This is a genomic window from Algoriella sp. (assembly GCF_036647415.1).
Classification (GTDB): domain Bacteria; phylum Bacteroidota; class Bacteroidia; order Flavobacteriales; family Weeksellaceae; genus Empedobacter.
In genome coordinates this window covers 22,910-37,178 of sequence record NZ_JAVXKG010000034.1, presented here as the reverse complement: position 1 = coordinate 37,178, position 14,269 = coordinate 22,910, and the positions used below count along the sequence as shown (strand labels likewise).

Genomic DNA, 14,269 nt, shown 5'->3' with positions numbered 1-14,269 from the left:
AAATTATAGATTAAATTGTTAACGTGCTATTTTTTCCGTTTCGTCGACTGACCCCAATAATATCAATTAATCTATTATTTAGAATTCTTAAAGCCTCAAAATCTTGACTGTTCTTACCATATAAACAGCTATAAACAACTTCAAAAGAATAAGATAAAAGTCCTTTTTCTTTAGAGATTAAATCGGATTCATTATTTAAAGCATAAATCGGATAATTAATTTTATTTAATTTCTTCATAATGACTATTAAATCGTTTAAAATGAGTTGGTTTTAATTTATTTGCCTTTAGTTTTTTTAGATTATTCTTTTTGTTTCTAGCGTCTTTTGCTCGAAAAGGAATATAAATTATAAATATTCCAATAATTCCAAAAAGTAAAAATGTTTTAGTGGAACCGAATAATGTAAAAACAACTAACCAATAGGAAGATAAAGCAATTAGATACTGTTGAGCAAATTCAGATTCCATTCCAAGAAATCTAATTTTCTTATTGATACCTTTATTTACTTTAAATCTTTGCATTAGATCCCAAAAATTTGTTTAGCTAAACCTACAGCTGCACCTGCTAAGCCTGCTTTCAATGCCCAACCTCCTGCACTAAAGCCAAGGTCTTTCCCTCTATCATTTGCTACAAAACTTGTAATAATTAATATTACACATGCTCCAAAGCATAAATACATCACAATATCAGAAACAGTAGTAGTTGCTGTTTTGACATTACCTTTTAATTCATTTAGGTAAGAGACTACCTGTGAAAGGTTGGAAATAACATAAGAAAATGTTTTCATAAAAATAAAATATTAGTTAATGAAACAAATATAACAAAATAAATGAATCAAATAACTAATATTTTATATTTTTTAATAATTTATATAATATTTTATATTTTACATATATATATTATATAAAATCATTAACCGTTATTCCTATTTAAAGTATTAGAAGAACTTTTAGAATTAGATTGTGTTCTTTTTTGCGTTTGTTTTTGTTCAGAAAATTTTTGTTGAATTAATTTTTTTGAATAATCATTCCAGTCTTTAATCGAGTTAGTTGTACTTATTGGCGGACGTTGTACTTTTAAAAAAGTATTTTTTTGAATAAAATTCAATCCTTTAAATAAACTAAAAGAAAGTTTTCTATGATGTTTTTGAAATTCTTCATTTGAAAAAATTAATTTGACTGATCCATTATCTTTTTCAAGTTTAACAAAATCAATTGCTTGATATTTTTCAGAAAGAATCTGATCATTGATTCCTATTTTAATTTTCTCAAAATAATTTGCAACTTCAACAAACAAATCTCTTCCAACATTTTCACTCTGAGAATGAAATTTTAATACAACATTATCATTTAATTTCTCAACACTAAACAAACCATTATAATGTGATATAGCATGATTTAACATTCTTAAATCATAAGTAAAACCTGCATAATCATTATCATTTGCTAATACTATAGGAATTGATTTATTAATTTTAAAATCTTCCAAAAGTTGATAAAATGAATCAATTCGTTTATCATATAAATTGCCATTTGATGAAACATAAAATACACTTGTATCTTGATGAATTTGAAAATGAGATAAAGCATCTAGAGCACTTTCAACTAAAACAACCTTAGAAGTATTTGAAGGTATATTCGAATGCCACAGAAGCAATGGATCTCCTTCAACCATATCTTTCATTCCTGTAGATGTAGGATTTGGAAACTTAATTTCAGCTCCAAGTATCTCATTATGAACATTTGTTTTTGGAAAAAAAGCATTAAAGAAACTTTGTTTACCATCAATTGGATTATAAAGCATTACCTTATCATGAAACAAAGAATTACTCAATGTTTCGTAAGTAATTCCTCTTGAATTAACAAGAAAATTCACTTGCTCATTTTCTAATGTTTCATAAGAATTAAAAAGTCCTTTGTTTAAATAATTCTTCAAAACAAATGCTTTAACAGGCTTAATAGTCTTTTCTCTTTCTTTTACTTCTATTAATCCATTAAGATTATTTGTAGCTTCTAAAATCGTTTTTAATGGATTCTCGCATCTATTTTTTACAAACTGAAACACATCACCTCTATCACTATCATTAGTTTGATTTGTAAAAAAAGGAATACCATTTCTATTACCTGTATTATTAGGGTAGATAACTATTCTAGAGTTTCCATATTTAGCATCTTCAAGATGATATTGTTTACTATTTACTGAACTCTTTGCTTTATCTAATTCAACCAGTGAAATACCTAAATCTGACAATAACTTTGGGTTAGAAAAAATATCATCAAAAGATAACTTTTGTTTTATCTCATTAATAAAATTTTCACTATTTTTGTAATAATATTGTGTATTTGAATTCATACGATGCATAATATTTTTTGGTTAAAGGGGATACGAGATGTATTCCCTTGTTTGTTTATCTAATTAAATAAATACGAGTTCCGAATACTTCCTAGATTTATTTCTTTTTTAAGAATATCCGAATTTAACTGTGCCTTTTCTAAATCAGAAAAATGGACTGAATCAGGAGATTTAATAATCATTATACTATCTTGATGAAAATAGTACTTCTTAAGTAGTGTTAATGAAGCTTTTAGAATATTATCTATTAATGCAATCTCTATAACAAAAACACTTTCATTTTTAATTGAAGTACCATTTTTAATTGAAATAAAATCAGTTGTGACATTATACTTCTTAGTACTTTTTTGAACAGCTTCTTTCAAATCTTTCATTCTTTGAATCAACTTATCTGAATACTCATTATGAGGAATTTCAATTTTAATAGAAGCAAATTTTTGTTTAAAATCAATTTTAAAAAACTGAGATAAATAAGAAAAATCGAGTAACAACCCCTGAACTGAATTTGCAAAGGCTAAAACTACCTGATTAATTCCTTTTCCCTTTAAGAGAAAATTAATAGTTCTTGCTTGATTATAAGATAGTAACTTTGAAGGAACATAAATAAAGAAATAGCTCTTATCCATATTATCATCTAGATAAATCATTTCTCCAATATCATCCACTAATATACATGTATCAGTCCTAATATTAGGATTAGAAAAATAAATTCCCCTTTTTAAATTAGAAAATTCAAAACTATTTGAAATGCCAGAATTAAGATCATAAGTAATTACACCTAATACATTTAAAGGGTTATTTGTTTTTTCTTCATCAACAATTAAAAAATGCAGTAAATCATCGATTAATAGAGTATTTTGAAAACTTTGAGTTTTATATGGTTTTCCTTTCTCAAGTAATACATTAAATAAATTAAAACTTTTAAGCCCTATTAGTGGAGTTAAATCAAGGTTACGGTCGGTATTAATATCATAAAACAAACGCAAACGCTCTCCTTCACTGTACTTATTAGCTGTATTTTTCAAAAAATAGTAACAAATTAAATCTTCTACATTACCTGTAAATTCTCCTGAAGCATTACTAAAATATTTCTGATCACTTCCCTTTTTTTGAAATACAAACAGTGTATCATCATTCCATTTATAACAACGAAAATAATCTGTTCGATAATCGGTTTGAATAAAACCAAGATAATTTAATGCTAATTCTATATCCATAAATAAAATTTGATATATTTTATTTTAATCTATAATATTTTATATATTTGATGTAAATATACAAAATATTATGCAAAACAAACGTACAGGCTATATTATATTTTCCCTTTTTATTTCCATAATTCTATTTATTACCTACATTCATATAATTACTAGTGGAAATGAACATTCATTTATCAAATCGTTTTTATCAAATTCAAATATCACAGAGTTTAGATTAAAACTATATTTTCTAATTCCTTTAGTTGCAATTAGTATGATAAATGTAAAGTTTTCAGATAAAGAATATAACATTTATTCCATAATAATTAATACTTCAATATGTGTAGGATTCATATTATTACCTGTTCGATTATTCAATTTCATCCCTAGTTTTATATATATAATTCTATTATCAATAGCATACATAGGTGCTATAAATTATGCTTTTATAATCAGTATATACTATTTTTCGAACAAATTCAAACAAGATCAATTTAATACAGAAAATCAAACATTTAAACAGACAAATAAACTAGTAAAAACAGATTCTTCGATAAATATTGAATATTCATATTACTACAATAATCAATGGAGAAAAGGTTGGATAAATATTATTAATGTATTTAGTTCTATTTGGGTATATGGAATAATGGGTTGTGGTAAGTCTTTTACATGGTTCACCCAAGCAATATATCAATTAATGCAAAAGAAATTTGCAATGTTAGTTTATGATTTTAAATTTCCGGCACAATCAAAAGAAGTCTATATTTTACATAAAAAATTAAAATCTGATACAGAACTATATTTTATATGTCTTGATGATATTAGATATTCCCATAGATGTAATATTATTGAGCGCAAAAACATTCCAACTATTTCAGATATGGAGAGTATGAGTAATATTCTTATTGGTGGTATTTCATCCGATAAAGAAAAATCTAATCCATTCTTTGATGGTTCAGCTCAAGGAATATTAACAGGATTAATAGCAATATGTAAAAAATGGGAAGAAAAATACAATGTTAAAGTATGTTCATTTCCTCATGTAATGTTACTTTCTACTATTCGTATTGAAATTATATTACCAATATTATTAAGTGAAAAAGAACTCTTAATGCAAGTTACTGCATTAAGAGATGCTTTTTTAAAAGAAGATGCAGGAGGTCAATTAGCAGGTCAAACAGCTACATTAAGTGTACATTTGCGAAAGTTATTTAGCAAAGAAATGCTTTACATTTTGAGTGGTACATCTGATTTTGATTTAGATCTAAATGATTTCAATAATCCTAAAATATTATGCATTGGTTCAGATCAACAAAAAGCTCACGTAGTAGCTCCTATTGTTAGTTTATTTTTTGAAGTAATTGCAAAAAAAACGAACGTTGAAAACAAAGTAAAAAGACCATTTATGATGTTTGCTGATGAATTTTCACGATTATATTTTACCTCCCTAAAAGAATATTTAACTACAGGTAGAAGTAATAAATGTGGTATCATGGCAGGTGCTCAATCGATCAAACATATTAATGAAGCTTATCCAAAGGAGGCAAACTCTATATTAGATGTTCAAGGTACTATAATAGTTGGTCAATCTGGAAATGAAACAGCTAAATATATGTCTGAAAGGTTAGGTAAAACAAACCAAAAGAAATATACCGTTTCTGATTCTTACAATATTAACTATTCAACTGAGAAGGATTATTTAATTCCTCAATCAAGAATATCAACCCAGAGCGTTGGTGAATTTTGTGGAGTAATTACAGATGAATATAATAATACAATTGAACAAAAAAGATTTATGGGCAAAATTTCTGTTGATAAAGAAATTCAAGAATCATTAAAAGAAAAAGAAATTCCTGTAATTCGTGATTTTGAAACTGAAAAGGTAAAAAAAGAAGTAGAATATCATATCAATGAAATGATTCATAATGATTTCTATTTTCAGTTCTTTATATTCTTTATTCAACCAACAATATCTTATGATTTAATTTCAATAGAAAACAATTATCTAAAATTCTATTTGAAATTTATGGATATCAACAATGATATGATTGATGATATCTACCAACATATTATTAAAGAAATATATCAGCCAAAATCAATTGAGCTAAAACGCAAAGAAATGATATATGATGATATAGAAACTGCTTTTATAGAACGTATTAATCATCATTTAAAAGAAAAAATCATTCAAAAAGAGATGAATTTATTTTTAGATAAAAATTTAGAAAAACTATATAGTGAGATTGAATATTGTGTTAAAAAAGAATATAAAACTAAATTTGGAGAAGAATTAACAATAGATCTATTTAATGTTATCAGAACAAAAGAACATATAATAGAAGACGAAACAATTTTTTAAGATGGACAAGAACATAGAAACAATAAAAGACACCTATTTAAACTCTACTTTTGATTATGATAATTCACTAACTTACATTGGAGAACGTTTAAAAGAAATTAGGTTAGAACTTAAATCTGAGAAAAAAATAGATAAAAATGTATTAAATGAAATACTAGAATTTAATGCTACAATTATCAATAGACTTGAAGATAATAAAGGTGTGGCATATCAAGATTTCATAAAAGTTTTAAATTTATATAAAGCATTTGGATATAATCCACAATGGATTATCAGTAAGGATAATATATTCATCAACAAATTTGATGTTGAAAGTGAAGTTATCTTAAATTCTGCTTCTGTTTCTGAAGCTTTAAATGATTTAATTCAATCATTCAAAACGAACCAAACAAATATGAGTAATGCTTTAGATGAATTCAAGAATAAATTAACCTAAATAACTTAAAACTATGGATTTGCTTAAATTTCTACTACGCCCTCTTTTTACAAAAGAAATTCAAGAAGAGCAAAATAAAAGATATCTACAATTAGAGAGAAATGGCATTCTAAAAAATCAATTAATAGAAGCAGAAAAAGAAATTAATAGATTAAATAATTGCAATGAACGATTTTTAAAAACCATTAATTATAAACCATTTTTAAACTATTCTATTTCAAAAACGAAAGAGAATGAAATGGTAATAATAGGTACACCAATAGAAGAACCATATGATACTCCATTCTATTTATATGGTTATAGTAGTAGTAATTTAGATAAAGACTGCATATTAAACTTAACTAAACAAAAAAGCATAAAACAACCAATTAAAATCAATAATAAAGAAGAAAATATTTTTTTTGATATTATGATTGATGATATACGAGCGGATACTTCTCAAAAAGGATACGCAAGAGCAATGTTAGAATTTTTAATTAATAAAGCTAAACAGGATAAAAACATTTACCGTATTTATGGAATGATTTCTTATTCTGATGAAAAATCATTCGATTGGTTAATTCCATTTTATGAATCTGTTGGATTTAATATTAATGTAACTAAAACAAAAGATACCTACGAATACGCAATTGCAGAAATAATATTAACTGACTAATACTATATTAGTCTAATATATATTAGACTAATATTATAATATCATCCTTTCATCAAATATAAAAGGTTGATTAGCTATCACTTTAATTTGTTTCGCATCTTGATGAAACGGATTAATTAAATAATTTGATTCCATAGATATTATTGAACTAGGAATTTTTAATACAGCTGACTCTTCTAATCGTAAAAATTCATCACCTATTTGTTGACTAATTTCAGATGGTGGCTTACTATTCCAACCTTCAGGAAGATCTTTTACATCAAGTATTTTACTGGTTTCAATAATTTCATCTGGAATTTCAATCTGAACCAATAAACGATCAGAAGGCAAAGTTTCTATATTCCCTAAATGCACAAACACTTCTAAACAGGCGAGTGATATACTTTCAGCTGTATAAACCATTCGTTGATACTCACTATTCCAACGACTAGACTTTGTTTTAGACGCTCCAATTCCCTTTAAAGTATCATCAATATACTTCTCTCTTTCTATTCTATAAACAAGCATTATGCAAAATTTCCGTATTCAATTCTATCTAAACATAACTTAACTTCATTTACACCAATAGTAGTATCAAGTAAGCTTAAAGGAGTATTATTTCTTAACATAACATTTGAAGTATTTAACCAAAGTAAAAATTTATCATTTTCTTTATTAAAAACTTCAATTCCATAATTAACTAAATCCATAATTAAAATAATTAATTCAGAACTACTTGAAGATAATGCATTGTCTTTCTTTTTATTTGTATTATAAGTTGTTTGAGCAACGCCTAAAATATCTAAAACAGATATAACTGGTTTATTTAAAGCTTCACTTAAATTTTCGATCATTGAGTAAGGTAAACCATTACGTGCAATTTCAATTTTCTTAAAATCATCAGAACTTAAAATACTACAACTTGGTTCAAGAATAAAGTTAAAACTCTCACAATTCCCCGTTCTTAATCCACGTGAAGATCTAGTCTTCCTTTGTGCTTTACTCTTTTGCGAAGAAGAATAAGGTTTTACGATTTGTTTTTTCATAAACAACTATTTTACTATAAATATACAACAAAACTGCTGTGTTTAAAAATTTCTTCCTTTATTTCTCTTCTTTTTCTTATCATTATTTTTCCCATGTTGATCTTTCTGTTGACTTTTGTTATTCTGTAAAGCTTGAAACAGACCAATCAAATCAGGTAAATAATTTGGTTGATTTTTACTACTTAACTCATTTAATTTTTCTTCTAAATTATCAGAATGCATAATTGAATCAGCTTCAGATAAAAATGGAGATATCTTAGACTTTTTCAATTCAAAAGCAGCTGATAAATAATCTCCATTTTCCAAATGGTTATGAAAACGTAAATGAGCTAAAAAAGATTCTTTATTGGTATAATTATATTCATGAAAAACCTTCGATTGTTTATCTAAATTTTGAGAAAATTTAGGAAAGTCAGATTCATTTAAAATTAACTTAGTATCTGAATGTATTAATTTAAAACTAAAATCTGAATCAGAAATTTTTTGAACAATTATTCCTTTAGAAGAAAGAAAATCAAGTCTATCCTCTACCGTTAAACCTTTCAATTCATTAATATAATAATTCAAATAACTTTTATGTGTGAATTCTGAAAGTTTTGTATAATCATCAATATTCAACCAATCTTTATATTTTTCTAAAATTGGAATAAATAAAGGAGAATCTACATTAGAAAAATAATTATTAATTAAACTCCTAAATTGAATTGATTCAAAACCAAACGTATTATCATTATTAAAAAAGTCTAATAATTTTTGATTTGCTTTATATCTAAAATGATATACACCATTGCGTTCTGTTAATCCTGAATTAGTATTATAAAATCCTGTTAATGCAAATAGAGTTGAACTATCTTTAAATTGAGTTATTTTAGATAAAAACGTATTGATTTTCTGTTTTTCTTCAGTCTGTAAATTAATCAATGAAGGTTCCGAAATCAATTCATTCAAATGATTTTCTAATATTGAATAATTAAATGGTTTTCCTGAAGTCTTAATCTGTTCTCCTATTTGATTCACAAAGTCAGATTTAAAATCACGTATTACAGGTATTAACTCAGAAAAATAATCTAAATTCAATTGATTTTTAATTTGATACAATTCTGCATTTATATCTTTAATCATCGACTTATTTTCTAAATAAGCTGAATAATCAGGGTTATCCAAAATTAAAAATTGCTCCTCAATCGTTCCAAATTCAATTAATTGCTCCACCCTACTCCAATTCTTCGTATCAATATTGATTCGTAACTCAATTGATGCTAAAGAATGCTCTACATTTTGATTCAAAGTAGTAGACAATAAGTCTTCTTTTAAATAATCATTTAATTTCGAATAACTGAAGCTTTTCAAATTATTAAAACAAACTTGTACATTCCCTTTCTCATTTAAACTAAACTGAAAACCTCTTTGATTAAAAAACTGAATAAATTCACGAGAACTTATATTTTCTTTTGTCTTATTCTCAATAAAAGATTTAAATAATCGTTCATTTGCAAACGAAGAGAAATCATGATACAATGATGAATTAAGCTGCTCTAGTTCAAAGTATTGATTAAACAAAAACAATTGATTAAAATTAACTTGACTAAAATGATAAGGTAATTCTTTCGTTTTATCCGTATTATGCAACTTGAATTGATGGTTAAAAAATTGTCCACAGAATTGACCTAATGAAGTTCCTATAAAATCCTTTCTCTCTTTAGATACAAAGAGTTTATTTAACTCAATCTTACTTTCATTTACTTCAGAAAATTCGCAAATCGCACCAAATAAAACAGCTTCCGATTGAAGTTCTCTACTTTGAAATAGATCATAGTATTCATCAATATTAAGTTTCTTTAAATCAAATAAATCTGTTAATTGTTCTTGACTAAAATAATTTGAATAATGATCTAATGTTTTAGAATCTGCTAAATAATCAGAAATTGTAGAAAAATCCATAACATTTGTAATAAAATAAGATGTCTTCATCCCTTTACTAATATCATTTGAATACTTATCAATTGCTTCAGAATAAATTTTTGTTCGTAATGAAACATTATTCTCATCTGATTTATCCAGGTTTACATTAGTTTCTTCTGAACTAATCTTAGAAGAATCAATAACTTTCAATTCTGTAGTTCTAAAAACATTATTCCCTTTTAAATCAATAATTAGAGTAGGTTTATCATTTTCAATAACCAACTTATGTTTAGGATTAAAATGTTGAAAATCATTAAAACTTATTTTATCAAAATAAAATAACTCCTCATTAATTTTATTTTGATAATTCAACATATACTTATAGCGACTTGGAGCAGATTTATAATTACTTTCGATCACTTCAGTCAATTTATTAAAACTATACTTGTTAGACAATGTACTACCTGCTATAGCTAAAGTACCTTTATCTTCTAAATAACGTGACCCTGTTGAATCTACTAATGCAAATGAAACTCCTTTTTTTCCTGATTTTGTAGATGTCTTAAACGTGTCAATATGATAAACTTCTTTGAGTACTGTTTGAAAATCAGAAAATCGTTTTGGTTTCAATCTTAATGTATCTCTAACTGCAATTTGAAGATAATTTTTGTAATCTGATTCATTGACTATATGAATAGATTCATCTTTATCAATTTTTACATTTGGAACAATTCTTAAATTATATTTCTCTTCTAATTCACGACAAATAGTTTTTATTCTAAAATATTCATTATGTTTATTAATCTTAGTTCCATTATCCTTAACATCAGTAGTTATAATATGCGCATGAGGGTGTTCCTGATCATTATGACGTACAATCATATAAGGTTGATCTAAATACTGTAAATTATCAATAAATTCTTTTGTAATAGTGGTCATTAATTGATCTGAAAGAAACTCAGTGTCTTCAATAGCAAAATTTAAACTAATATGAGTGTATGGTGTTCTATAATCTGGTGCAATTAAAGATTGACTTTTAAATGATAAATTAGCCATTTGTTTACATTGAATATCAACTTTACTTGAATCTAATAAAACAGCTACACCCTCTTCCATCTTTTTAAAATGATAATTAGTAAGAGATTCAATAGTTTCAATATGTGAAATTTGACCAATCATTTAGATAATAAATCAGCAATTTTAAGATTAAGTTTTTTTATTTCTATATCCAATTGAGATAATTTAACCTTTAAATCAGAATCAAAAATTCTATCTTGATGAGCAAGTTTTGTTAATTGATTTAAGTTATTTCCAATCTTATTCAATTCTCTAATAGAGGTAAAAAGATCATTTTTCAGTTCTGAATTATGAGAAGATGAAGACATTGTAGTTCCTAAAATTGCTTTATCTACAACTAAAGAAAGATACTTTCCTATGTTCCCTCCATTATAAAGTGCTGCTTTTTCTTCTAAAACTAGATAAGTTTTAGGTGAAATTCTAATAGTTCTTTGAACCTTTTTATCTTCTTTTTTTAATTCTGGTCTACCCATAAGCCTTTATTTATAAGGGTTAATCAAATGATTTAAGTGTAACTTAAAATTAATAAAACGACTCGTTTTATACTACTTGCTTGTATCGAAAGATACAAAACGCGATTTTTTTTTCCAAATATTCATTAAAAATTTTATTCTATGTGATTAGTCAATTATTCTAGGAATAAAATCAAAACAACATTAACTATATAAAATTCTAACATTATATTCGAGTAATACAATAACATATATTACACAAATTTATATTAGACTAATATATATTAATATAACACATATTATAATAACATAATATTAGCATCATATATTAATATATATTTGTATATTAGACAAATATTAAAACAGTATACCGTACTAATATATACTAGTCTAATACAAACCAAAAAATTAATACTAAGTATGAAAATTATTTCATTTTATTCACACAAAGGGGGAGTTACAAAAACAACTTCCACGATATTAAGTGCAACCAACTTAACAAAACATTTCAAAAAAAAATTAGCAATAGTAGATTGTGATGAAGGTCAATGGTCAACATACTCATTATATGAAAAAAAGAGAGCTGAACTAGAAGAAGAATATTCAGAAGAAGAAATAGACCAAAGGGAGAAAAAAGGCGACTTAGTATTTTATCCTGTTGTTAAAGCTTACATCAATTCATCATATGAAACCGAAGATTCAGCGTCAATAGATGACGTTATAAAACACTTCCAAGATCAAAAACTAGATTATTTATTTCTTGATTTTGGAAATAGATCATTAGATTCTGTTTTAGATACATTTAAGAAAGTAGATTATTTCTTTATACCATTTTCAAGAGATGAAGAAGAAATTCTTAACGCACTAAAGACTAACTACTTTTTTAATCAAAACTTACCATCTACAAAAAGTTACCTGTTCATGACTAAATTGAGTAAAAGCTCATCTGAGCTTCAATTTTTAGATTTTATTAGAGATCAAATAAAAGATCAAGGATTTGAGATGTTAAAACAGCCTGTATTATCACGTCAAAAATACATATTTGATAATCGATCATTTTTTAAACCAATGACTAATAAAGAAGATAAAGAAGAGAATGAGTACTCTTTTATCAAATTTATTAATGAATTAAAAAATAAAATAAAATAAAAAATTATGAATAAAAGATACGGCATAAATGCAAATGATATAAAAAAAGGCGGTGCTGAAATGAGTAAGGTAGCCGCTAATCAAGTTGAAAAAAATGAAATTAAACCGATCAAAGAAGAAGAAACTAAAAAAGTTAAATCTTCAAATGAAAAGGTTTCAACAAGTTTATATTTAGATAAAAATACAATGGCTAAAGTAGAAATGATACTTAAACTTAAGTCCTTAAAATCAGATAAAAATGTATCTGTGAGTCAAATAGTAAATGATTATTTAGAAGAATATTTGAACAAAAATAAAGATATTTTAAATGAATTTAAGTTATAAAACTTATCTTATAATTTATATTATTGCTGCAATAATTATTTATATCTATGTTACTTGGAAATGGGATAAAAAGAAAAAATTAGAACAAGAATCAAAAGATATGAAGGATAGAGTCAATAAAATTTTATCCAATCATCAACCAATTAAATTAAGTTCTAATGATATACAAAATGAATTTGAAAAAGAAGAAAATCCATTTTCATTTAATCATGAACCATCAGATGATTTAACGCAATATGAATTAGAGGATGATTTATATACCAAAAAAGTATATGATGAAATAGAGGAACAAGACCAGGAGAATGATGATCAAAAAAGCTCAAATTTTCCAGATGTTGAAATTGAAATAGGAAAAGATTCAAAAAAATCATCAGCTGAAGATGAATTTAAGAATTTGGATAATCTAGATTTTATAAAAAAAATAAGTAAAGGTTTAAATAAAAATTAAAAGGGCTTTAAAGCCCTTTTAAACAATTATTTTTTATCAAATGGGAATGTATATAAACTAATAACATTTTTGTCTGTATTTGCAAGCGGAAGTGCGTCAAATTTAATATTTACTTTTCCATCCTTGTTAACAAATAGCGTTCCTAATGATAAATATTTATTTTTTTCTTGATTATTACTGTCGAGAAATTTACCAATAATGTAAGTAAGATTAAATACTTGATTCTCTAATGGAGCCGAGAAATTGCAATCATTTTTCAAAAAGGCATAGACATTTTTAGAAATTGGTAAAGATTCTAGAATTGCAGAAAATTTATCATCTTTAAAAAAAAGAGTTCCAATTTTGTGATAAGATTTTTTTGTTTCATTCTCTTTTTGGTATTCACCTGAGATTGTGCAAAGATCAAAAACAATTGTTTTTGATTTTACTTGGTTTTCATTTTGATTCATACAATTTATATTTTTTGGTTTTAAATATTCTTAAATATACAAAAAATATAACTTATATTATTGTTATTCAATAGATTATATTTATATTTTCAACAATATAGAATAAATATTATTGATATATAAAACTTTTTCCCTTTGTTTTTTATGTTGAGTTATTAAATCTAGAAAACATTTTAAATTGAAGCGGAGCTTCACTAAAATCTTTTCAATGTTAATTGAAATAGCCTTTTTCCTTTTTATATCTGTTATCTTATATAGAAGTCATGCGATTTTACAGGTATCTTTTTAATGTGCTGATTATCAGTTAAATAAAAACCGTATAAAACACTCTACTCGCACAAGTTTACAGGTATCTTGTTCTACTCGCACAAGTTCACAGGTATCTTTTGCTCTACTCGCACAAGTTTACAGGTATCTTTTGCTCTACTCGCACAAGTTT

At 25.3% G+C, this 14,269-nt stretch carries 16 protein-coding genes; 6 read left to right on the top strand and 10 right to left on the bottom strand.

The annotated features are described in order from the left end of the window. Window positions 1-10: 10 nt before the first annotated feature. The 5 genes from RSC72_RS13085 to RSC72_RS13065 form a co-directional block, all read right to left on the bottom strand. On the bottom strand, window positions 11-238 hold the full coding sequence (locus tag RSC72_RS13085) for a hypothetical protein (RefSeq protein WP_332578559.1): 228 nt from the start codon (window positions 236-238) through the stop codon (window positions 11-13). Next, a complete protein-coding gene (locus RSC72_RS13080; protein WP_286479917.1) occupies window positions 222-521 on the bottom strand; it encodes a hypothetical protein in 300 nt (99 codons plus the stop codon). The genes RSC72_RS13085 and RSC72_RS13080 overlap by 17 nt, the downstream gene beginning before the upstream one ends. Continuing rightward, the gene (locus tag RSC72_RS13075; RefSeq protein ID WP_286479918.1) at window positions 521-787 is read right to left on the bottom strand and encodes a hypothetical protein; all 267 of its coding nucleotides are present in this window, start codon (window positions 785-787) and stop codon (window positions 521-523) included. The genes RSC72_RS13080 and RSC72_RS13075 overlap by 1 nt, the downstream gene beginning before the upstream one ends. Before the next feature lie 125 nt (window positions 788-912). After that, on the bottom strand, window positions 913-2,352 hold the full coding sequence (locus RSC72_RS13070) for a toprim domain-containing protein (protein WP_332578558.1): 1,440 nt from the start codon (window positions 2,350-2,352) through the stop codon (window positions 913-915). Window positions 2,353-2,411: 59 nt separating this feature from the next. Beyond that, window positions 2,412-3,569 carry a hypothetical protein gene (locus tag RSC72_RS13065; RefSeq protein WP_332578557.1) on the bottom strand — a complete coding sequence of 386 codons (1,158 nt, stop codon included), beginning with the start codon at window positions 3,567-3,569 and terminating at the stop codon, window positions 2,412-2,414. A gap of 682 nt (window positions 3,570-4,251) precedes the next feature. Here RSC72_RS13065 and RSC72_RS13060 point away from each other — a divergent pair. The 3 genes from RSC72_RS13060 to RSC72_RS13050 are packed head-to-tail and all read left to right on the top strand — an operon-like array spanning window position 4,252 to window position 7,004. Beyond that, complete coding sequence (locus tag RSC72_RS13060) at window positions 4,252-5,913, top strand: type IV secretory system conjugative DNA transfer family protein (RefSeq protein WP_332578556.1); 1,662 nt, start codon at window positions 4,252-4,254, stop codon at window positions 5,911-5,913. Between the two features lies 1 nt (window position 5,914). Next, window positions 5,915-6,349 carry a hypothetical protein gene (locus RSC72_RS13055; protein WP_332578555.1) on the top strand — a complete coding sequence of 145 codons (435 nt, stop codon included), beginning with the start codon at window positions 5,915-5,917 and terminating at the stop codon, window positions 6,347-6,349. Window positions 6,350-6,362: 13 nt separating this feature from the next. After that, the gene (locus tag RSC72_RS13050) at window positions 6,363-7,004 is read left to right on the top strand and encodes a GNAT family N-acetyltransferase (protein ID WP_332578554.1); all 642 of its coding nucleotides are present in this window, start codon (window positions 6,363-6,365) and stop codon (window positions 7,002-7,004) included. Between the two features lie 33 nt (window positions 7,005-7,037). On the opposite strand, the gene RSC72_RS13045 is transcribed toward RSC72_RS13050, so the two are convergent. Genes RSC72_RS13045 through RSC72_RS13030 form a run of 4 tightly spaced genes read right to left on the bottom strand, consistent with a single transcriptional unit; the run spans window position 7,038 to window position 11,481 of the window. Further along, window positions 7,038-7,511 (bottom strand): RES family NAD+ phosphorylase, encoded by a 474-nt coding sequence (locus RSC72_RS13045; protein ID WP_332578553.1) that lies wholly within the window; start codon window positions 7,509-7,511, stop codon window positions 7,038-7,040. After that, the gene (parS, locus tag RSC72_RS13040) at window positions 7,511-8,029 is read right to left on the bottom strand and encodes a type II RES/Xre toxin-antitoxin system antitoxin (protein WP_332578552.1); all 519 of its coding nucleotides are present in this window, start codon (window positions 8,027-8,029) and stop codon (window positions 7,511-7,513) included. Before parS ends, RSC72_RS13045 begins: the two co-directional genes overlap by 1 nt. A 42-nt stretch (window positions 8,030-8,071) precedes the next feature. After that, window positions 8,072-11,047: a relaxase/mobilization nuclease domain-containing protein gene (locus RSC72_RS13035; RefSeq protein WP_332578551.1), complete on the bottom strand. Its 2,976-nt coding sequence runs from the start codon at window positions 11,045-11,047 to the stop codon at window positions 8,072-8,074. A gap of 59 nt (window positions 11,048-11,106) precedes the next feature. Next, window positions 11,107-11,481: a MobC family plasmid mobilization relaxosome protein gene (locus tag RSC72_RS13030; RefSeq protein ID WP_332578550.1), complete on the bottom strand. Its 375-nt coding sequence runs from the start codon at window positions 11,479-11,481 to the stop codon at window positions 11,107-11,109. Window positions 11,482-11,880: 399 nt separating this feature from the next. Here RSC72_RS13030 and RSC72_RS13025 point away from each other — a divergent pair, with 399 nt between their 5' ends. The 3 genes from RSC72_RS13025 to RSC72_RS13015 are packed head-to-tail and all read left to right on the top strand — an operon-like array spanning window position 11,881 to window position 13,381. Beyond that, window positions 11,881-12,609 carry an AAA family ATPase gene (locus RSC72_RS13025; protein WP_286479928.1) on the top strand — a complete coding sequence of 243 codons (729 nt, stop codon included), beginning with the start codon at window positions 11,881-11,883 and terminating at the stop codon, window positions 12,607-12,609. Between the two features lie 6 nt (window positions 12,610-12,615). Continuing rightward, complete coding sequence (locus RSC72_RS13020) at window positions 12,616-12,933, top strand: hypothetical protein (protein ID WP_332578549.1); 318 nt, start codon at window positions 12,616-12,618, stop codon at window positions 12,931-12,933. After that, entirely contained in the window at window positions 12,917-13,381 is a 465-nt protein-coding gene (locus RSC72_RS13015; RefSeq protein ID WP_332578548.1) for a hypothetical protein, read from the top strand. Before RSC72_RS13020 ends, RSC72_RS13015 begins: the two co-directional genes overlap by 17 nt. A 26-nt stretch (window positions 13,382-13,407) precedes the next feature. On the opposite strand, the gene RSC72_RS13010 is transcribed toward RSC72_RS13015, so the two are convergent. Beyond that, window positions 13,408-13,830: a hypothetical protein gene (locus RSC72_RS13010; protein WP_332578547.1), complete on the bottom strand. Its 423-nt coding sequence runs from the start codon at window positions 13,828-13,830 to the stop codon at window positions 13,408-13,410. Window positions 13,831-14,269: the final 439 nt, after the last annotated feature.